This is a genomic window from Lentilactobacillus curieae, assembly GCF_000785105.2.
Taxonomy (GTDB): Bacteria; Bacillota; Bacilli; order Lactobacillales; family Lactobacillaceae; genus Lentilactobacillus; species Lentilactobacillus curieae.
Window position 1 is genome coordinate 65,920 of sequence record NZ_CP018906.1, and the last position, 26,266, is coordinate 92,185.

At 39.1% G+C, this 26,266-nt stretch carries 24 protein-coding genes and 1 tRNA gene; 5 read left to right on the forward strand and 20 right to left on the reverse strand.

The window, feature by feature from the left end; all coding sequences use genetic code 11:
• Window positions 1-191: 191 nt before the first annotated feature.
• The gene (locus PL11_RS00410; protein WP_035168433.1) at window positions 192-572 is read right to left on the reverse strand and encodes a CvfD/Ygs/GSP13 family RNA-binding post-transcriptional regulator; all 381 of its coding nucleotides are present in this window, start codon (window positions 570-572) and stop codon (window positions 192-194) included.
• Between the two features lie 154 nt (window positions 573-726).
• On the opposite strand from PL11_RS00410, the gene PL11_RS00415 reads away from it, so the two are divergent.
• Together PL11_RS00415 and PL11_RS00420 are read left to right on the forward strand one after the other, a co-directional pair.
• Entirely contained in the window at window positions 727-1,368 is a 642-nt protein-coding gene (locus tag PL11_RS00415; RefSeq protein ID WP_035168435.1) for a VTT domain-containing protein, read from the forward strand.
• A 55-nt stretch (window positions 1,369-1,423) separates the two neighbouring features.
• Window positions 1,424-1,512, forward strand: a tRNA-Ser gene (locus PL11_RS00420).
• Between the two features lie 42 nt (window positions 1,513-1,554).
• Here the strand turns inward: PL11_RS00420 and PL11_RS00425 are convergent.
• The 5 genes from PL11_RS00425 to rnz all read right to left on the reverse strand — a co-directional run bounded on the left by PL11_RS00425 (window position 1,555) and on the right by rnz (window position 6,128).
• Window positions 1,555-1,785 (reverse strand): hypothetical protein, encoded by a 231-nt coding sequence (locus PL11_RS00425; protein WP_035168437.1) that lies wholly within the window; start codon window positions 1,783-1,785, stop codon window positions 1,555-1,557.
• A 94-nt stretch (window positions 1,786-1,879) separates the two neighbouring features.
• Window positions 1,880-2,398, reverse strand: coding sequence for an adenine phosphoribosyltransferase (locus PL11_RS00430; protein WP_035168439.1), 519 nt, complete (start codon window positions 2,396-2,398; stop codon window positions 1,880-1,882).
• Entirely contained in the window at window positions 2,388-4,745 is a 2,358-nt protein-coding gene (gene recJ, locus PL11_RS00435) for a single-stranded-DNA-specific exonuclease RecJ (RefSeq protein WP_035168441.1), read from the reverse strand. The genes PL11_RS00430 and recJ overlap by 11 nt, the downstream gene beginning before the upstream one ends.
• Before the next feature lie 23 nt (window positions 4,746-4,768).
• Window positions 4,769-5,170 carry a lipopolysaccharide assembly protein LapA domain-containing protein gene (locus tag PL11_RS00440; protein WP_035168443.1) on the reverse strand — a complete coding sequence of 134 codons (402 nt, stop codon included), beginning with the start codon at window positions 5,168-5,170 and terminating at the stop codon, window positions 4,769-4,771.
• 22 nt (window positions 5,171-5,192) lie between these two features.
• The gene (gene rnz / locus PL11_RS00445) at window positions 5,193-6,128 is read right to left on the reverse strand and encodes a ribonuclease Z (RefSeq protein WP_035168445.1); all 936 of its coding nucleotides are present in this window, start codon (window positions 6,126-6,128) and stop codon (window positions 5,193-5,195) included.
• Between the two features lie 106 nt (window positions 6,129-6,234).
• Here rnz and PL11_RS00450 point away from each other — a divergent pair, with 106 nt between their 5' ends.
• Both PL11_RS00450 and PL11_RS00455 read left to right on the forward strand, forming a co-directional pair.
• Window positions 6,235-6,522, forward strand: coding sequence for a hypothetical protein (locus PL11_RS00450; RefSeq protein WP_035168447.1), 288 nt, complete (start codon window positions 6,235-6,237; stop codon window positions 6,520-6,522).
• An 11-nt stretch (window positions 6,523-6,533) separates the two neighbouring features.
• Entirely contained in the window at window positions 6,534-7,331 is a 798-nt protein-coding gene (locus PL11_RS00455) for a hypothetical protein (protein WP_035168449.1), read from the forward strand.
• A gap of 64 nt (window positions 7,332-7,395) precedes the next feature.
• Here the strand turns inward: PL11_RS00455 and PL11_RS00460 are convergent, their stop codons facing one another.
• The 5 genes from PL11_RS00460 to PL11_RS00480 all read right to left on the reverse strand — a co-directional run bounded on the left by PL11_RS00460 (window position 7,396) and on the right by PL11_RS00480 (window position 15,005).
• Entirely contained in the window at window positions 7,396-9,330 is a 1,935-nt protein-coding gene (locus PL11_RS00460; protein WP_035168451.1) for an acyltransferase family protein, read from the reverse strand.
• A gap of 31 nt (window positions 9,331-9,361) precedes the next feature.
• Entirely contained in the window at window positions 9,362-10,654 is a 1,293-nt protein-coding gene (gene obgE / locus PL11_RS00465) for a GTPase ObgE (RefSeq protein ID WP_035168453.1), read from the reverse strand.
• A gap of 117 nt (window positions 10,655-10,771) precedes the next feature.
• Window positions 10,772-12,580 carry an excinuclease ABC subunit UvrC gene (uvrC, locus tag PL11_RS00470; protein WP_035168455.1) on the reverse strand — a complete coding sequence of 603 codons (1,809 nt, stop codon included), beginning with the start codon at window positions 12,578-12,580 and terminating at the stop codon, window positions 10,772-10,774.
• Between the two features lie 213 nt (window positions 12,581-12,793).
• On the reverse strand, window positions 12,794-13,543 hold the full coding sequence (locus PL11_RS00475; protein WP_035168457.1) for an amino acid ABC transporter ATP-binding protein: 750 nt from the start codon (window positions 13,541-13,543) through the stop codon (window positions 12,794-12,796).
• Window positions 13,536-15,005: an ABC transporter substrate-binding protein/permease gene (locus PL11_RS00480; RefSeq protein ID WP_035168459.1), complete on the reverse strand. Its 1,470-nt coding sequence runs from the start codon at window positions 15,003-15,005 to the stop codon at window positions 13,536-13,538. Before PL11_RS00480 ends, PL11_RS00475 begins: the two co-directional genes overlap by 8 nt.
• A 186-nt stretch (window positions 15,006-15,191) precedes the next feature.
• Here PL11_RS00480 and PL11_RS10300 point away from each other — a divergent pair, with 186 nt between their 5' ends.
• Entirely contained in the window at window positions 15,192-15,368 is a 177-nt protein-coding gene (locus tag PL11_RS10300; protein ID WP_191982071.1) for an SPJ_0845 family protein, read from the forward strand.
• 62 nt (window positions 15,369-15,430) lie between these two features.
• On the opposite strand, the gene argH is transcribed toward PL11_RS10300, so the two are convergent.
• From argH to PL11_RS00525, 9 genes are all read right to left on the reverse strand, one after another.
• Window positions 15,431-16,813 (reverse strand): argininosuccinate lyase, encoded by a 1,383-nt coding sequence (gene argH / locus PL11_RS00485; RefSeq protein ID WP_035168461.1) that lies wholly within the window; start codon window positions 16,811-16,813, stop codon window positions 15,431-15,433.
• On the reverse strand, window positions 16,813-18,102 hold the full coding sequence (locus PL11_RS00490; RefSeq protein WP_035168462.1) for an argininosuccinate synthase: 1,290 nt from the start codon (window positions 18,100-18,102) through the stop codon (window positions 16,813-16,815). Before PL11_RS00490 ends, argH begins: the two co-directional genes overlap by 1 nt.
• Before the next feature lie 180 nt (window positions 18,103-18,282).
• A complete protein-coding gene (locus PL11_RS00495; RefSeq protein ID WP_035168463.1) occupies window positions 18,283-18,576 on the reverse strand; it encodes a nucleoside triphosphate pyrophosphohydrolase family protein in 294 nt (97 codons plus the stop codon).
• A 1-nt stretch (window position 18,577) separates the two neighbouring features.
• Entirely contained in the window at window positions 18,578-19,159 is a 582-nt protein-coding gene (gene yihA, locus PL11_RS00500) for a ribosome biogenesis GTP-binding protein YihA/YsxC (RefSeq protein WP_035168464.1), read from the reverse strand.
• Between the two features lie 70 nt (window positions 19,160-19,229).
• Entirely contained in the window at window positions 19,230-20,477 is a 1,248-nt protein-coding gene (clpX, locus tag PL11_RS00505) for an ATP-dependent Clp protease ATP-binding subunit ClpX (RefSeq protein WP_152638979.1), read from the reverse strand.
• Window positions 20,478-20,627: 150 nt separating this feature from the next.
• Window positions 20,628-21,944 (reverse strand): trigger factor, encoded by a 1,317-nt coding sequence (gene tig, locus PL11_RS00510; RefSeq protein WP_035168467.1) that lies wholly within the window; start codon window positions 21,942-21,944, stop codon window positions 20,628-20,630.
• Between the two features lie 157 nt (window positions 21,945-22,101).
• On the reverse strand, window positions 22,102-23,289 hold the full coding sequence (gene tuf, locus PL11_RS00515; RefSeq protein ID WP_035168468.1) for an elongation factor Tu: 1,188 nt from the start codon (window positions 23,287-23,289) through the stop codon (window positions 22,102-22,104).
• Window positions 23,290-23,472: 183 nt separating this feature from the next.
• Window positions 23,473-24,396 carry a hypothetical protein gene (locus tag PL11_RS00520; RefSeq protein ID WP_035168469.1) on the reverse strand — a complete coding sequence of 308 codons (924 nt, stop codon included), beginning with the start codon at window positions 24,394-24,396 and terminating at the stop codon, window positions 23,473-23,475.
• A gap of 76 nt (window positions 24,397-24,472) precedes the next feature.
• Window positions 24,473-26,230: a ribonuclease J gene (locus PL11_RS00525; protein ID WP_035168472.1), complete on the reverse strand. Its 1,758-nt coding sequence runs from the start codon at window positions 26,228-26,230 to the stop codon at window positions 24,473-24,475.
• Between the last annotated feature and the right edge of the window lie 36 nt (window positions 26,231-26,266).

The window sequence follows — 26,266 nt, forward strand, 5'->3', positions numbered from 1 at the left end:
TTAATGTTGCCTCAACGACTGATGTCATTGCTTTTGACAACTATTATAATATATCAGATTTTCAATTTGAAATCAAGAAGTTTTTGAATTAAAATTTCAAATTTCTTAATCGATACAACTGCGTGTTACCAAAAGGCAACGAAAATAAGTTTATCAAGTATAGCGCCATAGGTCAAGGCTTAAATCCAATTTCATTGAAAGTTTTTTTCTGCTTCACTTAACCAGCTGTTACGATTTGCTTCAATTGAGCTAAATCCTCGGTTAATGTGGTAGTTAGTCCAATAGTTCTGAGTCCTTTTAGCTGGGCGTCCACGGTCGTCTAAAACACCGAAATCAACGGTATTTACCCGAGTCGACAGACTAATTCTCCCTGAGTATTCATCTATATCAATAATGGTCGCAGTAACCACATCCCCTATAGTAAACAATTCGTTGATATCAGAAACATATCCTTCTTTGCATTCTGAAATATGGATTAATCCACGATATTCACCCATGATGTCCACAAACGCACCATAGGGTTGAATGCCGGTAACTTTAACAGGAATCCTCATCCCTACCTTTGGTTTCATCTCGCTCACATCCTAACTTAGAAGTATTTTACTTGCTTTATTTGTCCTTGTCCACATTTCTAAAACTTACATTTTGTTTAACACCTTTACCAAATTGATGAATAAGATATGGTTTTTGGTATTATAGTAGACAAACATTAAAAGGACTGATTATTTGAGCACACTGATTGACTTCATCCTACATATTGACGCTCACCTGGTCAATATCGTAACCACTTTCGGGAATTGGACATATCTAATTCTATTTGCCATTATCTTCATTGAAACGGGTGCAGTAATCATGCCGTTTCTCCCTGGTGATTCACTTTTGTTTGCCGCCTCAGCACTGACCGCTAATCCCACGTATGGTTTACAGCCTTGGATATTTGTGGTCATCTTCTTGATTGCTTCTATTGGTGGAGACTCATTAAACTTCTACTTAGGAAGTAAATTCGGAGAATTAATTCCTCGTCACAAGTTACTTGGCCGGTTCATTAAAGAAAAGGATTTACAAAGTGCCAGAAACTTCTTTGATAAATACGGGGCCTGGGCAATCTTTCTAGCTAGGTTTATGCCAATCATCCGTACACTTGTACCGTTTGTTGCTGCCACCAGTAATTTCTCATACAAAAAATTCGTTAAGTACAACATCCCAGCATGTATTACCTGGGTAATTATTTGTTGTGGTGGTGGCCACTTCTTCGGTAACATCCCATTTGTGAAGGAACACTTCTCAATGGTTGTAATTGGCATCGTTTTAATCTCCCTAATTCCAGCAATCGTTGGTTTTTTAAAGGGAAAACTATCCAAGTCTTAATCACTAGATTCTAATTTACAACTCCCGTGACAATTGATATAATTATCTCTGTTGTGGTGAGTTGGCAGAGTGGTAATGCACCGGACTCGAAATCCGGCGAACCCGTGTTGAGCGGGCGCGCAGGTTCAATTCCTGTACTCACCTTAATAATAAAGGACCAGTCATTAAATGACTGGCCCTTTTTTATTAACTAATATTGTGTTCCTTTTCGTAATCAGCTATGGATTGATTTCCCTTATCCGTCAAACCGTTTATAAATCTATCTGCATCAATATACCCTTCAGCTATTAATGGGCGCGGATCACCACCAATCACGTTATCGCAATAGTCAACAAAGTGACTAGGACTTGTTCCGGACTCTACTCGCCCTGATTGGATTGCCTTTAAAATATTGTAATCGGTCTGTGTAATTTCCACACTACTTCCTCCTTTATTTAGTTGATACCAAAATTCTAACACAATCATTTTCTCTAAATACAAAAAGAGCACTCAAAATGAGTGCTCTCGTTTTTTAATATTTAACTAAGCTCAAAATGTCGTAATCTGCAATCTTGTCACGACCCTTTAAATCTTCTAATTCAACGATGAATGCAGTTCCGATTACGATTCCGCCTAACTCTTCTACCATTCTGATAGTAGCATCAATTGTTCCACCTGTGGCAAGCAAATCGTCGGTAACCAAAACCTTCTGGCCCTTCTTAACTGCGTCCTTACGCAAGCAAAGAGTGGCTTGACCATATTCTAGATCATAGCTAGCACTAACAATTTCACCAGGAAGCTTGTCTTGTTTCCTAGCAGGAGAAAAACCAATTCCAAGTTCATTTGCAACTGGACAGCCGACAATAAAGCCACGAGCTTCTGGTCCAACTACCATATCAGCGTCACGTTCACGTGCAAACTTGACGATTTCATTTGTAGCCGCCTTGTAAGCATCCCCATTTTCAAGTAGTGGGGAAATGTCTCTAAAGAGCACCCCTGGTTCAGGATAATTCTCATAAGAAGCTATATACTGTGTAAAATCAATTGCCATTTAATTTCTTCCTTTCATCAGGCTCCAAATATTGAGATATGAAGCTGACTAATTCCCTTGTGTTTGCTAACAATAGATGTTGTTCTGCGTCGATCTGCTTTTCTCTAAGTTGGTAGCTCGGTGCTGTTTGCAAATTTTTGCTTTCAGGATTATCGATTAAATTAATCTGGTTCCCTGATTTTGACACAAAGCCAAGTTCCAAAAACACCTTAACCATAAACGCGAGCGTCCGTTCACTTACATCAAGTGCTTTGGCCGCAACTGAGCGCTGATTAACTATGTCGAAATCATGATGACTTGAAACGAACTTAAATAGTTTAGCATAAGATTGTCTTTCTGGCATCCCTATTTTTGAAAGCATCTGTTTTTTATATAAATAAAAGACTGTAGTATCAGGCTGAGCAACATCTAATACTTGAGTTAAATCATCGATAGAATCTGGACAATCAACAACAAATAAAGTGTCCTGATGAATGTTCAAATCAATCAAATCAGTATACAGAATTGGTTTCCCCGTTTCCGGGATTACACTCATTAATTGTTTCATAATCGATTCATGGAAAAACACATATGTGCCAGGTCTACTAAACATCTTTTTGTGGAGCTGATTAGTCCGCAAATCAACGATTGGAGCACTAATTTGCTGAATATCCTCCACCATGATTTGCAAATTAGTACGATTACGCCACGTATTAACTCCAATCTCACCAATCACCTTAGTGGAGGCAGTCGAGCTAACCAAATCATCAGCACAATCCCCCATTTGAAAGGCAATTGCCCCGATTTTTTTATGAGTCCCTTGGAAAGCAAACTTCAAGTGAGACGAATCTTGACCGATCCGTTTCACATCAACTAACTGATCAAATTTAAACTCAAAAACCGGTTGTGGATTATCCTCACCAAACGGTGCCAGTTTCCGTAAGTCTTTGTAAAAGCTATTATCTAAAGAATCAACGTTAACCGATGCCGTAATCAGTTCAGACTGCTTGGTTGTTAAATCAAGACCCTGTTCATTAGCAGCAACCTCCAATTGTTTCCTAAGGTCAGCTACTTTGTCTGACTTAATCGTCAACCCGACTGCTGAATGGTGGCCACCGAAACCAACCATCTGGTCACGAATTGGATTAATTGCTGCAAATAAATCAAAGTCAGAAATACTTCTTCCTGAACCTTTAACTTCATCAGAATCAGGTAAAGTTGTCATAACGATTGCTGGTCTTTGGTACTTATCAACTAACCGGCTGGCAACAATTCCTAGAACCCCCTGGTGCCAATCCTGCCCAACTACAACAATCACAGGAGGCATTTCATCATCATGATTCTTCTCTAACATTTGAACTGACTTGTCGAAAAAGTCTGCCACATAGTCCTTACGCTCATCATTTTGTTGGTCAGCAAACTTGGCAATCTTTTGAGCTTCATCTTCATCAAAAGTATGCAATAAGTTTACGCCAACCTTTGCATCACCCATTCTCCCAAGAGAATTTAAGCGGGGAGCAATGGCAAAACCAATATCCTGCTCGTCGAAATTTTCAATATCTGTCCCTGCTTGCTTAAGCAATGCACTAAGACCAGGGCGCTGAGTGTTTTTGATGGCTTGGATTCCAAACGAAACAATTGCCCGATTTTCCCCAGTTAAAGAAACAACGTCTGCGACAGTCCCAATTGCGGCAATGTCTAACAAATCATAGGGAATCTCCTCTAATAGAGCCGTTGCTACTTTGAAAGCTACGCCTGCTCCGGAAAGCATTCCAAATGAATACTGAGCACCATCCTTTGCTACTCGAGGATGAATAATGGCAAACGCATCCGGTAACACCTCTGGTAGATCATGGTGATCAGTAATGATAACGTCACAGCCTAGGTCTTTAGCAAGTTTAATTGAATCATTACCAGCAACCCCATTGTCAACAGTGATGATGAGGGTAGTCCCATCGTCAATAATCCGCTTAAACGCATCATCGTTTGGGCCATAACCATCTGTAAACCTATTTGGAACGTAAAAATCAACATTTCCACCTAGATCTTCAATAGTTTCATACATAATGGTCGTACTAGTGATTCCATCGGCATCATAATCACCATAAACAGTAATTTGCTCCTCATTTGCAATCGCTGTTTGAATACGCTCAATCGCTTTTTGCATATCTGGAAATTCAAATGGGTCATTAAAGTCACTAACGTCAGGATTCAAAAAATGGTTAGCTTCATCAACTGACTTAATTCCCCTAGCTACCATAATCTTAGCAATCAGTTCACTAACACTTAGTTCATCAACAATTTGGCTAACTAGTTGACTATTTGTCTGTGCGTCAACAACTTCCCAGTTGTACTTTGAATTAATCATTAAATACCTACCCTAACCTGTGATTACAAATTTTTGTTGAGACGCTCAATTTGTTTTTCGAGATCTGCAATTTGTTGATCCTTTGCGCCGATTTCTTGTTTGCCGGCAGAATTCTTTAACCGAGTTTCCATTTCCTTTAGACTTGTCTTAAGTTCCTGGATCTGGGTTGCCAATTCTGCTTGTTTTTTATCACTCAATTTTTCAAAACGCTTGATTTGCCGATTTTTCTTAACATTTTGAGTCGAAGAGAACACAAAAATAATCAGTGCACCAAATAATAGCGAAAATAAAATCAAAATAATCAGCGGCGCTTGTAATCTTGTAAAACCAAAGTTTACCTCGACAGAATTTAAATTCATCAATGAGAATGCCGCCACGATAATAATTAAAATAATCCCAATAATTGTACCAACTTGTTTTTTCATACTGTTCTCCCCCTACGTCAAATTATTTATTAAACGGTACATCCACGATGTCAAAGTCACGGACAACCTTTGTGTTTGGAAAGACTGACTGAGCTTGCTTTTCAAGCTCATGAGCCATTTTACCTGTATACCTAGCTGAGATATGGTTTAATAACAGTTTTTTAACTCCGGCCTTTTTTGCCATCGTAGCTGCTTGAATATTTGTTGAATGGTAGTAATTTCTGGCAAGCTTATTTTCGCCCTTGCTAAAAGTACTTTCATGAACTAATACATCAGCTGACTCAGCTAGGGTTATTGCGTTATTTGTTTGTCTAGTATCACCAAGAATGGCAACAATTCTACCAGGTTGAGCATGGCCAATTACATCATGACCATCGATTACTCTGCCATCTGCCAGGGTAACAGTCTCTCCATTCTTAAGTTTACCGTAAACCGGGCCGGATGGAATATTTAACTCTTTTAACTTGTCTACCATTAATTCACCCGGATGATCATGTTCAACTACCCGGTAGCCAAAACTTTCGATTCGGTGATCAAGTGGCTCAACGTAAACTGAAAATTTCTTATCTTCAAAAATTAGCCCAGATTGCTTGTGCTCAAGTTCATGATAGTTAATGTTGTACGATAATCTGGTCGCTGAGACCTTTAAACTAACTTCGATATACTGTTTTATCCCTTTAGGCCCATAGATATCAAGATCACCCTCGCCACCTTGAAATGAGCGACTGCTTAACAGTCCAGGCAGTCCAAAAATATGGTCGCCATGAAGATGAGTGATAAAAATCTTATCAATTTTTCTTGGTCTAATCGTTGACCTCAAAATTTGGTGTTGAGTACCCTCACCGGCATCAAACAGCCAAACTGAGTTGATTTCATCTAGTAATCTAAGTGCTAGACTTGAAACGTTACGAAACTTACCCGGAGACCCTGCTCCAGTACCTAAAAATTCAATTTGCATGTTTATCTTTTCCTTATTTGAGTCGATTTACCATTTCTGGTTTCAAGAAATACTATATAATTGTATCATAATTCGCAGTCGATTTTTTATGTTAGGAGGCGGAACATTGAACCTAGATGAGTTTGCACGCGCTACATATTCACTGAATAAGAGCTTGACACTACTAGTTGCAAAGGAAAAACATTTTGAGCCAGTTACCCAAATCACGTTGGGAAAATCTGAAATTTACTTACAGGTAAAGGCTGATGCCCCAACAACGAACTCTACCCTTAGCTTAGAACAATTTGAAGCAAGAGTTAAGAAAACACCAAGTTCTTTCAATATTAGGTTCTTTTCATCCCAAAAATTGGCTTTTGGGTTTAGAATCATTGGTAAGACATTAGTATTTTATTAGGGAGAGCGCTTATGAAAAAAATTGGATATGTATTGGGGATAGCCAGTCTAACTTTACTTCTGGCAGCATGTGGTAATAACGCCGATAAAAAGACGGATAGCGAAAATAGTACTAAGGATTCTTATTCTGCAAAAATGCAGAACAATTCTTCAACTAGTAAAACTAATAAAAATCAATCATCAACTAATAATTCCGGATCTGCAAATAACGCTTCATCAAAAGCAGATTTATCTAATTACCAATATTCAGTTCCTAAAAAGGACACAAAAAAAGCTAACTACGTTAAAACTGGTAATTTAGCTAAACCAAGACAGTTTACCTTTGATCGATTCGGAACTCGTCAGCAATTAACTAAAATTAGTCAATCTCCAAAATCAATGACTGCTGACGGATTGACGTACAAAATTACTAAAGTCAGGGTTGTTGAGAATAGTCCAAAGACTGAAGCTGCAAAACAAGCTGCGGCACAGACTTTAAACCTTCAGAGTGTTCCAAACAAATACTACACATTTGTAATCAATTACTCCGTCACTAATAACCGCAATTCATCAGTTGCTCTAAATGGAATTAACAACATCAAAACGAACCGAGGCCAAACGCTGACAACCGCAAGCCAGCTATCTGATTCATCTGCTGGTAATCACCTTACAAAAGGTCAAAGCAAAACTTTTGTTTCAGTTGGCTACTTGCATGATTATGCTACACAACCGACAACCAAAGTCACGATGAACTTTGGTGCAATTTATGATTTAAATGGCAAGCAACTTGCCGCCGCTCCAAATCAAGGACTGCTAGTTTCCTTAAACTAAATATTTCCATTAAAAAAGCAGGTTATCTATCATTCTTATGGAATGGTTGATAACCTGCTTTTGTCTATTTAACTTTTAAAACTTTACTCATATCAGATGCAACTAATCTAACGAAAGCAACGTTTCCAGTTGGGTTTGGATGGACATTGTCCTGCCAGAACCACTTAGAATTACCTTCACTGTATCCATGCCAGTCGATCATGTAGACATTTGAATACTTCTTAGCAGCCTTGGAAATAGTTCGGTTAACTTCATCTTCCCAATTTCTAGTTGGGACGTGACAGTTAATCCAGAAGATTTTCCGCTTTGAACCGATTTCTTTAATAACTTCAGTAATTTGTTGTGTGGTCATTGGTGAGTTAGTTCCCAAGTTGATAACAACGTTGTCAGCTAATTCATCCTTGCTCTTCAACTGCTTAATTACTGATGACGCTTGCCAAATCTGACGGCCGACGGCAGCAGACACGTAAGCTTGTTTAAATACAGTTTGGAAATCATGACTAGTATCCGCCATGATTGAATCACCAATTGCCGTAACTGGTTGTTGATGAACCGTCAGGTACTGCTTCTTCGACAAACTAAACTTATTAGCAATCCGTTTTTGCTTAGGCGTCAATTTCTTCTTTAGCAAAGCCTTTTGCTTCTTAACATCTCGGGCAGCAGCCTGAGCTTTCTTTTGCTTTGCCAATGCCTGTTTGTTGTTTTGAGCAGCCTTCTTTTGATTCTTAGTAATGTCATTTTGAAGTACTGTCTTAGTAGCTTTTGATGGTGCAATCGCACTTCCGTATGCACAAACTCCAATTAAAAAGATGGCAGGAACTAACCATAATCTCTTTAACCCATAAGGAGATTGAGTTGAAAAGAAGTATTTAATCGCACTAGGCAATTGTAAGTAATGATAGCGCCGCAGAGGCGTTTCAATATACCGATAAGAAAGTTCACTAATTACACAGATAATCACAATTTCAATCAGTGCGTTCATCAGTGGGTGAGCCGCAATGTTCGTGACCTTCATTTCATAGAAGATCATAACTGGAAATTGATAAAGATAAATCCCGTAACTTCTTGTTCCTATCCAGGCAAACACTGGGTTAGTCAACCAACGGTTAACGTCAGATCCTGGGTGAGCACAAGCAGCAATCAATGCCGCAGAGGCAACGGCCATAATGAACATCCCGCCACGATAAGTGAAGGTATTTTGGCCTGACAGTGTAAAGTAGAACCACGCCATTACAGTAAACGCTGCTATCCCAATCCCATTAAGAGTCCAACGCCCTCGGCTGGAGATTGCGGCTTTCAAATGTGTAGATGGCCAAATAATGGCTAGCGTTACACCTAAAATGATCGAGAACATTCTAGTGTCTGTACCGTAATATACCCGGTTTAACGCATCAGGTCCTGTGTAAAAAAGCCCCATCAGAATTGCTGATAATACTCCAAATGCGAATGTGATCCAAGCAATAATCTTCTTTCTTCTGATTAGAATAATCATTGCTGTTAAAAGTAACGGCCAAATCAGGTAATATTGGCCTTCAATCGAAAGTGACCATAGATGAGTAAATGGAGACTCACCATTAAACCTATCAAAGTAACTTTGCCCGTGGCCAACTTCCCACCAGTTGTATAAGTAAACTAAGTTAGTGCCAATAATCGATCGAAGATTGGTTAATAAAGATCTTTGAAATAAAGTTATGTATGCCCCAGTCCCAATCAACATCGCGACAAGAGCTGGGTACAATCTCTTTAATCTTCGAACATAAAAACCGATAAAATCAATGCGACCATTTTGCTCCCATTCTTGAAGCAAGAGGTCCGTAATCAGATATCCTGATACCGCAAAAAATATCGGTACCCCCATATATCCACCTTGCAAATTATACGGTAGCAAGTGATAAATAATTACCCCCGCCACAGCTAAAGCTCTAATTCCATCAAAACCTGTAATGTATCGACTCTTCTTGAGTCGCTTCCCTTTTGAACTGCTGTGTACTTGTTGCATATTAAATTCCTACCTTGTAATTACTTTTTAATTATTCTACGTAAGTAAAGGAGAAATCAAGGATCGTAACGGTGTCCCCATCTTTGGCTCCAGCTTCCCGAAGAGCCTTATCTATCCCCATTCCCCTCATTTGACGCGCAAATCTTAACATACTTTGTTCATGCATTGTGTCAGTCATCTTAAAGAGTTTTTCAATCTTTTCTCCAGAAATGACCCAAGACTCAATTTCATCATCAAAACTAATGTGAAATTCATCTTCACTTGTTCCATGATACTCGTAATCTTTAGTTTCTTCCAGAGTATTCATAGGAATTACAGCAGTTTTTTCAAGTAAATCAGCCGTTTTCTGAATCAACTCTTGCAAACCACTATGAGTAACTGATGAGATTGCTAAAATTTCATTCTCATTTTTATCAGATTCTGCTAACTTTTGCTTAAACTCTTCTAAGTTGTCTGCAGAATTTGGTAAGTCCATCTTAGTCGCAACAATAATCTGTGGCCGTTCCAAAATTGACTCATCGTACGCAGTTAATTCCTTGTTGATTGCAAGGTAATCCTCATAGGGGTCACGTCCTTCTTCACCAGACATGTCGACAAGATGAAGGATAACCCTGGTCCGTTCAACGTGTCGCAAGAATTGGATTCCCAGTCCAACTCCCTCTGACGCACCTTCGACTAATCCAGGTAAGTCAGCGACGGCAAAGTCTCTACCATCGTCTAACCTAACCATTCCTAGGTTAGGCACCAACGTCGTAAAGTGGTAACCCGCAATCTTTGGTTTAGCACTGGTAATTACAGACAGCAACGTACTTTTCCCTGCTGATGGAAAACCAACTAAACCTACATCAGCCAAGACTCTAAGTTCTAGTTTTAGAGCAACTTCTTCACCAGGTTCACCATTTTCGGCAATTTCTGGGGCGGGATTTTTGGCACTCGCAAAGTGGATGTTTCCACGACCTCCACGCCCCCCCTTAGCAACAATTAGCTCTTGGTTGGCATCAGTAAGGTCGCCGATTACATCACCAGTTTCCTCGTTTATGACCGTTGTCCCTTCTGGAACTAGAACGATCATGTCTTCAGCACTCCGGCCGGTCATTGACTTATTAGCGCCATTTCCACCGGAAGGTGCTTTGAATTTACGATGATAGCGGAAATCCATCAAGGTATTCATTCCTGAATCGACTTTAAAAATCACGTTAGCTCCGTGACCGCCATCCCCGCCAGCAGGACCACCATTAGGAACATACTTCTCACGACGGAAGGCAACCATTCCGTTACCACCGTTTCCTGCCTTAACATCAATTTTAACTTGATCAACAAACATGTTTTTTCACCATTTTTACCTTACTAATTTTAATTCAGTATATACAAACCCAATTTGAAGTATACAGACAATATAAATCAACGTCAAAGTAATTTGTGAGTCTACACAAATCTTTAACTATTCTGACGAATCACTAGATTTACCTATCTTGCCTAAAGAAAATTTAATTGTCTTGGCGACTGTTTCGCTAATCCCCAAATTCCTGATATCCTGCTCGGAAGCATCAGAAATTTTTTTAAGCGATCCAAATTTTCGCAGCAGCTTGTTACGGGTTTTAGGACCGACACCAGAGATTGCATCCAATCTGGAGGTTAATGTGTTCTTTGTATGCACCTTTCGATGAAAAGTGATTGCAAACCTATGAACTTCATCTTGAATTCGTTGCAACAAATAAAACCCTTGGCTCTTTGGATCAAGATGGAGCGGTGTATCTGCATCCCCAAACAATAGGTCAGCAGTCTGATGATGGTCATTTTTGACCATTCCACCAACCGGAATGTTTAGGCCAAGCTCATTAACCAGAACGTCCTTAGCCGCATTCATTTGAATCTCGCCACCATCCATCAATATCAAATCAGGCATATCTGCATGCTCTTTTAACAATCTGGAATAACGCCGACGAATTACTTCTTTTGTACTTGCAGTTTCATCAGCATGATCAACCGTCTTAGACTTATACTTTCGGTACATATTTTTGTTTGGCTGACCGTCTTCAAACACAACCATTGCCGAAACAATGTCAGTTCCTTGAATGTGGGAGTGATCAAACGCTTCAATTCTATGCCCTGGGGCAATCCCCATCGCGTCAGTCAACTCTTTCATCGCACCCGTGGTCTTTGATTCATCCAATTCCATCAGCCTGAATTTCTCTTCTAAAACCAGTTGAGCATTAGTTCCCGCCATATTCAACAGGTCCCGCTTTTGGCCACGCTGTGGTGTCCTTACGGGGACATCCTCAACTACGTGACTAATCACATCGGTTGGTAGCGTATTCGGCACCAAAATCTCTTTTGGTAATAATTGATTTTTTTGTTGATAAAACTGGGCAATGAAACTGACCATTTCTTCATCAGGATCATTAATAATTGGGAAAAGGCGCTTTTCTCGTTTCATCAGCCTTGATTGCCGAATGAAAAAAATTTGAATCGACAGCCACCCCTTATCCATATAGTAGTTAAAGATGTCTCGAGGTGTATTATCATTACTAATAATCTTTTGCTTTTCAACCGTAATTTCGATGTACTTTATTTGATCACGGATTTCTGCAGCCCGCTCATATTCCATTTTTTCAGCTGCTTGTTGCATCCGCTTAGTTAATAACTTTTTTGCACTGTCCACATTTCCATTTAAGAAGGATTTGATCTTCTTGATTTGCTTATCATACTCTTCTTTTGGAACCTCTTTAAAGCAAGGCCCCAGACACTGCCCCATGTGATAATAAAGGCATGGACGGCCTTGATAACCGTTACAGCGTCTTAGCGGATAAACCTTTTGGAGAAAATTTACAGTTTCATCTGCGGCATACACGTTGGGATAAGGGCCGTAATAATATGCCCCGTCCTTTAGTAGCGTGTTCACAATTTTAATTTGTGGGTCACGTTCATTAGTAATTTTAATGTACGGATAACCGCCATTTCCCTGTTTCAACTTAATGTTGAAATAAGGTCGATGCTTTTGAATCAAAGTTATTTCTAACAAGAAGGCTTCCTTATCCGTAGAAGTCACAATGGTTTCAAAATCTGCAATTTCAGAAACAAGCTTCGCAGTTTTCCCCTCATGACTACTCTTGAAATAAGAGCGGACACGGTTCTTCAAATTCTTCGCTTTCCCGACATAGATAATCTTACCGTTGATGTTTTTCATCAGGTAACATCCCGGCATATCGGGTAATAGCGCTAGCTTATGTTCTAAATACTCACTAGCCAAGTTGTCCACCCCCTTCTAAAAGTCCATTCAAAATTATATCGCGAATATACGTTTGCTTCAATTAATCTGAACCACTCAGATACAGTACCTTGATTAAACAACAAATGGCCGAAAAAAATATAAAAGTAGCCACGATGTGTTAATCCTAAAAACATCGCAGCTACTTTTTTATTTTGGTGATGCTTCCCCCCTCAGAAACAAAGTGAAAGCAAACTACCTAGTTTCAATAATTTTTGAAATGAAGTCCTTTGTCCGTTCATTTTTAGGGTTTTGGAAAATTTCATCCGGCTTGTCTTTCTCCAAAACATAGCCATCTGCCATAAACCAAACTTCGTCTGCAACTTCCTTGGCGAATCCCATTTCATGGGTTACCACCACCATGGTCATCCCCTCCTCAGCGAGTTCCTGCATAACCGCTAAGACTTCACCAACCATTTCTGGATCAAGTGCCGAAGTTGGCTCATCAAACAGCATCACTTCCGGATTCATTGCTAATGCTCTGGCAATCGCAACCCGTTGCTTCTGACCACCTGAAAGACTGTCTGGATATGCATCAGCTTTTTCAGCTAAGCCAACTCGATCAAGCAACTTCATCGCCACTTTGGCAGCCTCTGCATCACTCATCTTTTTAACCCTCACCGGAGCAAGTTTTAGATTATCAAGAACAGTCATGTTGGGGAAGAGGTTAAAGTTTTGAAACACCATTCCCATCTTCTCGCGAACTTGAACTAATTCCGCATCGCTAATTCCCATTAAATTCTGACCGTCAAACTGAACAGTTCCTTTAGTAGGCTTTTCTAATAAATTTAAGCATCTTAGAAAAGTACTCTTTCCAGCTCCGGAGGGGCCAATGATACAGATTACTTGGCCTGATTTAACCGTTCCTTCAATGTCCTTCAAAATAACATTGTCGCCAAATTTCTTTTCTAATCCACTAACTTCAATAACTGATTTATCAAGCATGTTTCATCTTCCCTTCGTAGTAGTTTAGCAATCTAGTCAACGCAAACGTCACAATAAAGTAGATTACCATGGCAACGAAAATTGGCATTACTCCACGGTACGTATCAGCCCTAACAATGTTAGTTTGGTAAATCAAATCGGTTACCCCGATGATAGAAACAATTGAACTTTCCTTAATCAACGAGATGAATTCATTACCGAGGGCAGGCCAGATGTTTTTAAATGCTTGCGGTAAGATAACAAACCTCATTAGATCGGTTTTCGATAGCCCTAAACTAGCTGCTGCTTCGGTTTGCCCCTTTGCGACTGAGTTAATTCCACCACGAATGATTTCAGCAACGTATGCACCACTGTTAAGTGAAACTGCAATAATTCCTGAAAGTAGCGCCGGAATATTGACGATGACACCAATCCCAAAGTAAACAAACATTACTTGGACCATCAACGGGGTTCCCCGAATAAACTCGGTATAACTGATTGAAATTCCCCGTAGAATTTTGGACTTACTGAAACGCATCAGTGCCAAAGCAACCCCTAGAACAACTCCAAACAGTGATGAAACTAATGAAATCAGAACGGTGTACTTAATTCCCTTTACAAAGTATGACCAGTAATGAGTCATCGAAGTGTTGACTGTATTGACTTTCATGTACTTTCCTGCTGACGCCAAATACTTTTCAGTCAAGTTTTGCTTTTTAATTTTGGCAATGGTCTTATTTGTTGCATTGACTAATGAAGTTGATCCTTTCTTCATTGCAATTGCCGCACCAACTTCATTTGTGCTTAGCTTATACCCTGACGGAATCATTGCCATTGTCTTATCGTTCTTCACGTAGGCTTCAGCTGAAGGCTTTTCAATTCCCAATGCATCAATCTTGTGCGTTTTTAGAGCCAAAACCAAATCGGTCGACTTATCCATCCCTTTAACATTAGCACCTGGAATTTTCTTCTTGGCTAAATCATATTGTAATGTTCCGGTTTGAGCACCGATTTTTTGGTTTTTCAGGTCTTTAACACTCTTTATCTTGTTCACATCTGATTTGTTAATCAAAAAACTTTGACCACCGTTGTAATAGATATCAGAAAAATCAACGCTCTGCCGTCTTTCCTTAGTAGGATTAATTCCACCAATAGCCATATCAGCTTTACCAGTTTCAATTGCTACTAGTAGTGAATCAAAATTCATACTCTTGATGACTAGCTTAACGTGCAAATCATCAGCAATCTTCTTAACCACATCCATATCCATCCCAACGATTTTATCCTTGCCCTTATGATTAACTTGAAACTCGTACGGTGGGTAATCAGGACTAGTTACCACAATCAATTCTTTTCGCTGCTTGACTCGATTTAGTGAATCATCCGCAGCGTATGTATTGATACTTAGTAACGCTGTAAAACTAATAATTGCAATCAAACTAAGAATAATTTTGGATAACCATTTAGATTTTAAAATATTCATCAACAAACCCTCTCAAATTTAATAATGACAAGATTACACTTATTTTTGTATTTATGCAACAAATTTTGAAAATTAATTGTTTTTATTCATAATTTTAGCCAACTAATGAATAATGTTATATTTAAGCGCTGTCAGTGACAATAAATCGGATATCTGCTATTATCTTGAATGAAGGAGTGACATGCCATGGGATTAAAAGTTAATCGCCAAGATAACCTTGACGCAATGTTTGGTAAATTTTCCGAACTTGATCTAGATGATAAAAAGCGGGACAAGTTTTTAAAACACGACCGCAAAGATAATAAAAAGCGTAAGAACGAGAAGCGTCCTGAAAAGAAACATCATGACACTGACAACGATTAAATTGCGCAATAAAAAACTGTCAAAGACATTTGTCTTTGACAGTTTTTTATTTCTTCATAATTCTATTCAGAAAGTTCAGCTTTAGCAGCTTTAATCTGCATCCGAACTTGGTCGAATCCAGTTCCACCTAATGAGTGGCGCCTTTCAACCGCAACTTCTGATTTAAGGTCCTCGAATACATCCTCATCGATTTTATCTGATGCTTCTTTTAGCTCAGTAATCGACATGTCTTGCAGATTTTTACCTTCATTGATCCCCTTAAGAACCAATTTACCAACGATTGCATGAGCTTCCCTAAATGGGATTCCCTTTGCTGCAAGGTAATCGGCAAGCTCAGTTGCGTTGGAGAAATCATTTTCAGTTGCAGCTTTCATCCGCTCAACATTAGGCTTTGCCGTTTTGATCATCCCATTAAACACCTTCAAGCAAGGCAAGATAGTTTTGACAGTATCAAAAACGCCTTCCTTATCTTCTTGAAGGTCCTTATTATATGCAAGTGGCAAAGACTTCATAGTGGTCAATAGTCCCATTAAGTTACCATAAACCCGACCAGACTTGCCCCTAATTAATTCATCCATATCTGGATTCTTTTTTTGAGGCATGATCGAACTGCCAGTCGTGTAAGCATCACTGAGTTCAAGATAGTTAAATTCATGTGACACCCACATACTGATTTCTTCACAGAACCTGGTTAAATGCATCATCAAAATTGAAGCATTACTCAAAAATTCAAGAGCAAAGTCTCTGTCTGACACAGCATCAAGCGAATTTAGGTAGATTTTCGAAAAGCCTAGTTCATTTGCTGTGTATTCACGGTCAGTTGGAAAGGTCGTCCCTGCCAATGCAGCGGCACCAATTGGTGAAATATCAGTATGAACATTATTAAACTGAAAACGTTCCTTATCACGTTTAAACATCTGATAATATGCCATCAAATAATGCCCGTACGAAATTGGTTGGGCATGCTGCAAATGAGTATACCCTGACATAATTGTCTCTACATTTTTCTCAGCCATTTCAACCAAAGTAGTCTGCAAAGTAGTAATTTCTTCAATTACTTGTGGCAGGCGATTTCTAACATAAAGGTGAAAGTCTAATGCAACTTGGTCATTCCGAGAGCGTGCCGTATGCAACTTACCGGCAACTGGACCAATTTTTTCGGTCAACAGAGCCTCCATGTTCATGTGGATATCTTCATTTTCAGTCGAAAATTCAAGCTTTCCTTGATGAAGCTCATCTCTGAGTTCTTCCAAGCCAGCCACGATCTTGTCACAATCATCCGCTGGTAAGATTTTTGTATGCTTAAGCATTTTCACGTGGGCAAGCGAACCTTCTAGGTCTTCATCTGCCATCAACTGGTCGAATGAAATTGATGCCCCAAATTCGTCGACCCATGATTCAGCTTGGGCAGTAAATCGACCGCCCCATAACTTTTTAGTGCTCATTATTTCTCTTCTCCTTTTGAAGAGAAACCTCCTGAAACAGTAACCTTTTGCTTTTCGTCATTATGGGTCACTGCGTTCACAAATTCTGCCTGCTTATTCTTTAACTGAACTTGTGAATATACTTGGGTTGGAAGTCCCCACAGTTTGATAAATCCTTTAGCAGCCTCTTGATCAAATGAATCTGAAGAAGTATAGGTTGCTAGGTCCTTATCGTAAAGTGAAGAATCTGATTTACGTCCAAGTACCATTACGTTTCCCTTGAATAGTTGTAACTTAATGATACCATTTACAACTTCTTGGGTCTTATCAATGAATGCTTGCATTGCATCCATCAATGGTGAGAACCAAAGTGCATTATAAATCATTTCACTTAATTGCTTTTCAATAACTGGCTTAAAGTGAGCCAAGTCACGTTCAAACGTTAGGTCTTCTAGTTCCTTATGCGCTTTAAGTAAAACAGTTGCTGCAGGGGCTTCATATACTTCACGAGATTTAATCCCTACCAAACGGTTTTCGATATGATCGATTCTGCCAACTCCGTGTTCACCTGCCACATCATTCAACTTCTCGATGATGTCAGCAAAGCTCATTTTTTTACCATCAAGGGCTACTGGAATTCCCTTTTCAAACGTAATTTCAAGTTCAACCGGCTTATCTGGAGTTTCAGTTAATGGCTTAGTAATTGCAAAAGCATCTTCCGGTGCGCTTTCCCAAGGATCTTCCAAAACACCGGCTTCATTTGCACGACCCCAAATGTTAGCATCGATTGAATATGGTGAATCCAAATCAATTGGAATTGGAATGTTATGTTCCTTTGCATATTCAATTTCTTGCTCACGTGACCAGTGCCAGTCACGAACTGGACTCAACACATCTAGTTGGGGATCAAGTCCATGAATTGCAACTTCAAATCGGACTTGGTCATTTCCCTTACCAGTACAGCCATGGGCGACTGCTTCAGCATGCTCTTGGTGAGCAATTTCGACAAGCTTCTTTGAAATGAGGGGTCGTGAAAGGGCAGAAATTAGTGGGTAGCTTCCTTCATAAAAAGCATTTGCCTTCAAAGCAACTGCTGCATAGTCATCAGCGAATTCATCAAGTGAATCCAAAACATATGCTTTAACTGCGCCGACTTTAAGCGCCTTTGATTTAACAAAGTCTAAATCTTTTCCTTCACCAACGTTGATACAGCACGCAACAACGTCGTATCCTTTATCTTTTAGCCATGCAATGGCAACGGAGGTATCAAGTCCTCCTGAATATGCTAGTACTACTTTCTTTTCTGCCATGAAATATCCCTCTTTCATTTAATTGGTTACAAAAGAGAATAACACCTCTATACAAAAACCGCAAGGAATTTTAATTTTTATTCAAAAATAATTTTAAAATAACCTAAAATATTCATTTCAGTACAGGATTCTTGATTTTTAGGGTATAAAAAAAGGCCTAGATTTCTCTAGACCTGTAATTTAATCATTAATTGCAGATGGATAGCGCTGCTTCAAACGGTTAATGTTATCCGTAGCAACTTCATCGAATGGAATATCAGCCCACTCAGCGATTTGAGAAAGGTACCATAAAACATCGCCCATCTCTTTTACAATCGCATCATGATCCAAATTTTCACTATTAAATGTATATTTGCGAACCAAATCAGCAACTTCACCAGCCTCGCCTGTTAGGCCTAGCGCACAGTTAGTTAAAACTTGTTCCTTACCCATTAAAGTCCGATTTGCAGCTTTTTGATAATCGTTAAAATCCATGTTACAGTCTCCCCTCAATCCAATCCCAAACTTGATCCTTACCCTTTTTACTTACAGATGAAAATAGTACTAATGCATCATCTTGTGACATAGATAGGGTCTTACGAATTAATGACTCTTGCTTATTCCATTTTCCGGGAACGATTTTGTCCATCTTAGTTGCAACTGTGAGAATGTCAATCTCGTAGTATTTTAACCACTCGCGCATTGAAATATCATCATCACTTGGTGCATGTCGGCCATCAACCAACGTGATTACCCCACGTAATTGTTCACGCTGGCTAAGGTAGGTTTCAATCATCTTGCCCCACTTTTCACGACTAGCTTTTGAGGCTTTAGCGTAACCATATCCAGGAACATCAACAAAAAATAGTTGGTCCTCCACGTTATAGAAGTTGAGTGTCTGTGTCTTGCCTGGCTGGCCTGATGTGTGTGCCAAACTTTTCCGGTTGATCAACGTGTTTGTAAGTGATGACTTACCAACATTTGAGCGCCCAACTAGCGCAATTTCCGGATAATTCGTCTTCGGATATTGTTTTTCCTCGACAGCACTAATTGTCAAATCGACATTATGAACGTCCAAAAGTACCCCTCCAATTTGTATGTAAAAAACTGATGCAAACTAATAGTAGTTTACATCAGTTTAGACAAAATTACGATGCTTGTTTTAATACCAACTCTGGTTCTTTGTGGTCTGTCACGGTTTCTGGAGTAATAATTACTTTTTCGATATCGTTTCGGCTTGGAATGTCGAACATAATATCACGCATTACTCCTTCGATAATTGATCTCAAACCACGAGCTCCAGTATTTCTAGAAATTGCTAGTTGAGCCATACTCTTAAGTGCTTCTGGTTGGAATTCAAGTTGAACTCCATCCAATGAAATCAACTTAGTATATTGCTTAACCAAAGCATTTTTGGGTTCAGTCAGAATTCTAACTAAGTCTGCCTCAGTTAATTTATCAAGGGCAGTCAAAATTGGCAGTCGACCAATAAATTCGGGAATCAGTCCGAATTTAAGTAAGTCTTCAGGAATAACTGACTGCATGATGTTATTTGAGTCTAAATCAGGTGCAACATCCAAGTTAGTACCAAAACCAATCGTCTTGTCACCTAAACGGCTCTTAACAATGCCTTCAATCCCATCAAATGCTCCACCAACGATGAATAAAATGTTAGTGGTATCAATTTGAATGAACTCTTGTTGAGGGTGCTTACGACCACCCTGAGGTGGAACGTTAGCAATTGTTCCTTCCAAGATTTTAAGCAAAGCTTGTTGCACACCCTCACCAGAAACGTCACGTGTAATCGAGACATTTTCTGACTTCTTAGCAATTTTGTCAATTTCATCGATATAGATAATTCCCTTTTGGGCACGATCAACATCGTAATCAGCATTTTGCAATAGCTTAAGCAAAATGTTCTCGACATCTTCACCGACGTATCCTGCTTCAGTTAAAGTAGTTGCATCAGCAATTGCAAACGGAACATTAAGAGTCCGTGCAAGGGTTTGTGCAAGGTATGTCTTACCAGACCCAGTCGGTCCAATAATACAAATATTACTCTTTTGAAGTTCTAATTCCTCATCGGGATTCTCAACCATTTCATTGACACGTTTGTAGTGGTTATATACCGCTACGGAAAGCGTCCGTTTAGCGTTATCTTGACCAATTACAAACTCATTTAATTTATCAAGAATTTGTTGTGGAGTAAGAACTTTTAGTAGGTCAGCTGGGGCACTTTCAGGAGCAAGCTCTTCATCAATGATTTGCTTACATAAATCAATACATTCATTACAAATGTACACACCTGGTCCCGCAACGATTTTCTTTACTTGGTCCTGAGACTTGCCACAAAAAGAACAAGTTACAGTCCCGTTAGTTTCTGTATCATCAAACAATATATCCACTCCTCATACTAATCGGAAGCATAGTTACTTATAAACACCAGAAGTAACTTTATCACATACTATATAAAAATCAATCATAAGGTTTAATTAGGAAAAAAAGACCCGTCATAAATAACGGATCTTTTTTGAAGAATCTACTAATTAGTCGTTTTCTTTACTTGAATCTTTAGCTTTTGCGTCTTGCTTTGAAGAATCAACAATCAAATCGATTGCCTTCTTAATAGCAATATCATGTTTCAACATGTCTTCAGTAAGGGCGTTGCGAACAGCGTCTTCCTTCATACCATATTGGTCAGCTAAGTTCTTAACTTCAGCATCAATGTCCTTCTTGTCAGGTTCGATGTCTTCAGCTTCAACGATAGCTTCAAGAACTAAGTTAGTCTTAACACGTCTGTCAGCACCATCAGCAAATTGCTTCTTCAAATCGTCTGGTGAAGTACCAGTCAATTGGAAGTACATTTGTGAGTTGATACCTTGTTGTTGCATACCTGCAAGGTATTGGTCCATTTGACGTTGGATGTCGTCGTCCATCATTGATTGAGGAACGTCCTTGATCTCAGCGTTATCAACAGCTTGGCTGATAGCAGCGTCTTCAATGGCATCACGCGCTTCGTTCTTCTTTTGTTCTTTAAGTTCTTCTTTGATCTTGTCTTTTAATTCATCAAGACTGTCAACGTCTTCGTCAACGTCCTTAGCGAAGTCGTCATCAAGTTTAGGCAATTCCTTAGCTTTAACTTCGTGAATTGTAGTCTTGAAGATAGCTTCTTTACCAGCTAATTCCTTAGCTTGGTAATCTTCAGGGAATGTAACTTTAACGTCTACATCTTCACCGGCTTTATGACCAACTAATTGGTCTTCAAAACCAGGAATGAATGAACCTGAACCTAGTTCAAGTGAGTAGTTGTCAGCCTTACCGCCGTCAAATTGCTTGCCGTCTACTGAACCATCAAAGTCAATGACAACAGTATCGCCATTTTCAGCAGCCTTGTCTTCTTTAAGTACAAGTTCAGCTTGGCTTTCACGACGCTTTTCAAGCTCGGCATCGATATCTTTTTGGTATACACGAGTGTTTTGCTTAGGAACACTAAGTCCTTGGTAGTCACCAAGTTTTACTTCAGGCTTAACGTAAACAGTTGCCTTGATAACCCATGGCTTACCTTTTTCCATTGATTCAACACTAATTTGAGGTTGATCAACTGGTTCGATTTTTGAATCTTTAACAGCACCTTCGTAGGCTTCTGGTAAGAGAATGTTCAAAGCATCTTCATAAAGTGCTTCTTCGCCGTACATTTGGTTAAATACTTGGCGTGGAACCTTTCCTTTACGGAATCCTGGAACGCTGATGCTAGTCTTATTTTTTTTGAATGCTCGATCTAAACCTTTTTCGATCAAGTCAGTACTAATTTCAAAAGTTAATTCTCCGTCATTAGTACCTTTCTTTTCCCATTTTGCAGACATTTTGTTTCCTCCGAGACAAAAGATTATTTGTACAATTTCTCATTGCATAACATTGTTATTTTAACGTATTAACAAGTAAAAGTAAAATCTATTTGAGATTTAAACAAAAAAGCCATGGGAAAAATCCCATGACTTTAAAAATGATGTGAAAATGAAATTAGTCTTTAACTTCACCAACAACACCGGCACCAACAGTATGTCCACCTTCACGAATAGTGAACTTAGTACCTTTTTCAATGGCAACTGGCTTAGTTAATTCAACGTTAAATTCAACGTTATCACCAGGCATAACCATTTCTACGCCGTCTTCCAATTCAATAACACCAGTAACATCAGTGGTATGGAAGTAGAATTGTGGACGATAGTTTGAGAAGAATGGAGTATGACGTCCACCTTCTTCTTTAGTCAAGATATAAACTTGGCCAGAGAATTGTTTGTGGGTTTGGATTGAGCCAGGGGCTGCAAGTACTTGTCCACGAACAACTTGTTCACGGTCAACACCACGAAGAAGTACACCAATGTTATCACCGGCTTGACCTTCGTCAAGTGTCTTACGGAACATTTCAAGACCAGTAACAGTTGACTTAGTTGGTTCGTCATGCAATCCAACGATTTCAACTTCGTCACCAACTTTAACGATACCACGATCAACACGTCCTGATGCAACAGTACCACGACCTGTGATAGTAAATACGTCTTCAACTGGCATTAAGAATGGCTTAGTATCGTCACGTTCTGGAGTTGGGATGTATTCATCAACAACGTCCATCAAGTGTAAGATAACTTCTTCTTGTTCCTTGTCGCCTTCGAGAGCCTTAAGAGCTGAACCGCGGACAACAGGAATGTCATCTCCAGGATAATCGTATTCTGAAAGTAATTCACGAACTTCCATTTCAACCAAGTCGATCAATTCGTCATCATCAACTAAGTCTGTCTTGTTCAAGAATACAACGATGTACTCAACACCAACTTGGTGAGCAAGCAAGATATGTTCACGAGTTTGTGGCATAGGACCATCAGTTGCAGCAACAACCAAGATAGCACCGTCCATTTGAGCGGCACCAGTGATCATGTTCTTGATGTAATCAGCATGTCCTGGGGCATCGATATGAGCGTAGTGACGAGTTTCTGTTTCGTATTCAACGTGAGCAGTGTTGATCGTTATACCACGTTCACGTTCTTCTGGAGCTGCATCAATTTCAGCATAGTCTTCAGCCTTTGCAAGACCTTTAGAAGCCAATACCTTTGTGATAGCAGCAGTTAAAGTAGTTTTCCCATGGTCAATATGGCCGATAGTACCGATATTAACATGGGGCTTTGTTCTTTCATAATGTTCTTTAGCCATTAATGAAACCTCCTGTTGTTTTCAAGAATTACATCAACTTTCATCAATGCATTTCTGATAGATATTATACTACATCTTCTCTAAAAGACAAAGCCGTCAATTTTTCGAAGAATCCTTAAGTATTATATCGATACTTAAATTGTTTGTAAACATATTACTGTTATTTTTTTGTTTTTATTTTCATTACATATATTTTATTCTTTGTTCTTGGTTAAGAATAATTTCAAACCAGCTAAGCATAACCGCCCCAGATTCAGTGTTCGGTGCGAATTCATCCCCCGCCAAATAGGATTGAATAATTTTAATCCAGTCATCGGAATTAATTATTACATCCTCGGCGTACGGAAACAAATAATTCCCCAACTGATATATTTGGGCTGATAATTGCTGGGCAAAAATTGGGTCATCATTCGCAAACTTCTCATCAACAACGTTGATTGTTTCTATGATTGGCTGAACACTATCAGCAATATCTATATTTGCTGGAATCACTTGATGAATTTTATCATCTAACCACAACAAATCAATTTGGTCATCAATTTTTAAACCAATCAATTCAAATAAAAATTGAGTTTTGATTACCTGCCAACCAGCTCGATCAATTAAAACTGCCTTCACCCCTTCCAGATATTCAGCAAGTGGCAGGCGATTTGCTTCAGACACAATTTTTGCCTGAACATCTGCGCTATGGCTTCCGATATAAAATAATCGCCGTTGCAGTTTCATGACCTCTTCACGATGATATTTTTTAAACTTAAATTCCGCAGTCTCAATTTGCGTAATTAGCTCTTTTGCATATTGATGATCAAGTACCACGGTAACCTTTCGAGCTGGGATAAATTGTTTATCCGCCAATAATGTCTTAACAGCAAACGTTACATCGCCAGGCCGCAAATTCTCCGTCCCGGCATCATCAATTAACTCAACAGCTGTTTGAATATCCGCCAACTTTGTGTATGCTCTGGCTTGTAAAAGTAAAAAATCGTATTGATCCCCATTTTGTCTTCTTAAGTCATCAATTTTTTTGATAGTTTGGTGATACTTTGCGTCAAGGAAATCTGCCTTGGCACTTTCAAAAATCACGTTATCATTCTCAGAAAGGTTCATGCAAATTCTCCTTATCGAATCAATATAAATAAGGTACAAATATGGCCTCAAAGGCGGTATTTGTACCTTGCTTACATTATTTATTATTGTTAGCTTTTTTCTCTGCCTTAGCAAGTTCTTCGGCCTTGTTGTTCTTAGAATGTTTTTTATTTGTCCGCTTATGGTGTTGGTTAACTTCCATAATAACCGGAAGAATAACTGGATGACGTTTAGTTTGTTGATATAGATAATCACTTAGACTTTCACGTACATCCTGTTTTAAATTACTCCAGTCAAATTCCTTATGCTCAAGGTTATTTTTGACCGTTTTTTCAATAATTTCAGATGCTTCATTCATTAAATCTTTATTGGCCTTAACGTAAACAAAGCCTCGCGAAGTCAATTTCGGCGCAGAGATAACTCGTTTTTTCTTTCTATCAATTGTAACTACGGCTACAAATATCCCATCTTCTGAAAGGACCTTACGATCCCGTAAAACGATGTTACCAATGTCACCGATTCCGCTACCGTCAATCATGGTATCAGCTAGGTCAAGGCCAGCTGAGATCCAAATTTCATCGTCATCGATTGAAATAACGTCGCCTTTATTTGGAATCACGATATTACTATCATTGTAGCCTAGTTGTTTTGCCAAGCCGGCATGGGAAGCGAGTAAGCGGTACTCACCTTGCACTGGAATAAAGAACTTAGGCTTCAAAATGTTTATTAATAGTTGTAAATCATTTTGACTAGCATCTCCGGATGAATTCATTTCATCAGCAATCATCTTAACTTCAGCGTCGGCTCTGTAAATCATGTCACGAGTCTTAGCGACTGTAGTTTCCATCGCAGTTGACGGTGTTGTAGTAATAAAGACTAAATCGCCTGATTCGATGTTGATGTCCTTCTGTTCGCCATTAGCCATCCGTTGTAAAGCTTTAATTGGCTCGCCCATTTTACCAGTTTGAATAATTACAATCTGATTTGGTTCAAGTTTCTCAAGGTCCTTTGCGTTTTCAATCAATAATTCTTGATCTGGCAATTTCAACATTGAAAGTTTAAGGGCAGTTTTAACGATTTTATCTAAGTCTTGGCCACTCAAAAATACTTTGCGGCCAGTTTTAGCTGCTGCATTGAAAACTTGTTGCATTCTGATAATGTTTGAAGCCACACTAGCAACAATGATTCGACCTTGATGGTCATTAAAGACACCATTAATGTAGTCACTAATCTGATTTTCGGATGCAGATGGCGTTGGATTCTCAGCGTTGCTAGAATCGCTCAACAGCGCTAGTACCCCTTGATCACCTAACTTAGTTAGTTGCGAATAATCAGTGTGGTACAAATGTGATGCGGTTTGGTCAAACTTAAAATCACCAGTGTAGACAATTGATCCGGCATCAGTGTGTACTGCAATTCCCAAAGATCCTGGAATTGAGTGAGTTGTTCTAAAGAAAGTAATCCGGACATCTTCAAAATCGATTTCACTCCGGTCACTTACGACATGAAAATCATCGAAATCGGTAACCTCATCAGCGTCAGCGACACTGATTTTTGCTAATTCGATAGTCATCTTTGAACCAAATACGGGAACATTAAACTCACTCAAAAAGTATGGTAAAGCGCCAATTGCATCAGCATGACCGTGAGTTAAAAATACCCCCACAATTTTATCGCGATTTTCTTCCAAATATGAAAAATCGGGGATAACTACGTCAATTCCTAGAAGTTCGTTTTCAGGGTACTTTAACCCACAATCTAAAATGTAAATACCATCGTTAATATTTACGGCATACATATTCTTACCGTTTTCTCGCACACCACCAAGTGGTATGACCTTAATCTTACTGTTCATGTTTCACCTCAAAATTTTTCCTTTTTTTACGTTCGT

Excerpts from the sequence above, each read along its gene's own strand:
- PL11_RS00410 (WP_035168433.1), bottom strand. The coding sequence starts at position 572 with ATGAAACCAAAGGTAGGGATGAGGATTCCTGTTAAAGTTACCGGCATT.
- PL11_RS00430 (WP_035168439.1), bottom strand. The coding sequence starts at position 2,398 with ATGGCAATTGATTTTACACAGTATATAGCTTCTTATGAGAATTATCCT.
- recJ (WP_035168441.1), bottom strand. The coding sequence starts at position 4,745 with ATGATTAATTCAAAGTACAACTGGGAAGTTGTTGACGCACAGACAAAT.
- PL11_RS00440 (WP_035168443.1), bottom strand. The coding sequence starts at position 5,170 with ATGAAAAAACAAGTTGGTACAATTATTGGGATTATTTTAATTATTATC.
- rnz (WP_035168445.1), bottom strand. The coding sequence starts at position 6,128 with ATGCAAATTGAATTTTTAGGTACTGGAGCAGGGTCTCCGGGTAAGTTT.
- PL11_RS00455 (WP_035168449.1), top strand. The coding sequence starts at position 6,534 with ATGAAAAAAATTGGATATGTATTGGGGATAGCCAGTCTAACTTTACTT.
- PL11_RS00460 (WP_035168451.1), bottom strand. The coding sequence starts at position 9,330 with ATGCAACAAGTACACAGCAGTTCAAAAGGGAAGCGACTCAAGAAGAGT.
- obgE (WP_035168453.1), bottom strand. The coding sequence starts at position 10,654 with ATGTTTGTTGATCAAGTTAAAATTGATGTTAAGGCAGGAAACGGTGGT.
- PL11_RS00475 (WP_035168457.1), bottom strand. The coding sequence starts at position 13,543 with ATGCTTGATAAATCAGTTATTGAAGTTAGTGGATTAGAAAAGAAATTT.
- PL11_RS00480 (WP_035168459.1), bottom strand. The coding sequence starts at position 15,005 with ATGAATATTTTAAAATCTAAATGGTTATCCAAAATTATTCTTAGTTTG.
- PL11_RS10300 (WP_191982071.1), top strand. The coding sequence starts at position 15,192 with ATGGGATTAAAAGTTAATCGCCAAGATAACCTTGACGCAATGTTTGGT.
- argH (WP_035168461.1), bottom strand. The coding sequence starts at position 16,813 with ATGAGCACTAAAAAGTTATGGGGCGGTCGATTTACTGCCCAAGCTGAA.
- PL11_RS00490 (WP_035168462.1), bottom strand. The coding sequence starts at position 18,102 with ATGGCAGAAAAGAAAGTAGTACTAGCATATTCAGGAGGACTTGATACC.
- PL11_RS00495 (WP_035168463.1), bottom strand. The coding sequence starts at position 18,576 with ATGGATTTTAACGATTATCAAAAAGCTGCAAATCGGACTTTAATGGGT.
- tig (WP_035168467.1), bottom strand. The coding sequence starts at position 21,944 with ATGTCTGCAAAATGGGAAAAGAAAGGTACTAATGACGGAGAATTAACT.
- tuf (WP_035168468.1), bottom strand. The coding sequence starts at position 23,289 with ATGGCTAAAGAACATTATGAAAGAACAAAGCCCCATGTTAATATCGGT.
- PL11_RS00520 (WP_035168469.1), bottom strand. The coding sequence starts at position 24,396 with ATGAACCTTTCTGAGAATGATAACGTGATTTTTGAAAGTGCCAAGGCA.
- PL11_RS00525 (WP_035168472.1), bottom strand. The coding sequence starts at position 26,230 with ATGAACAGTAAGATTAAGGTCATACCACTTGGTGGTGTGCGAGAAAAC.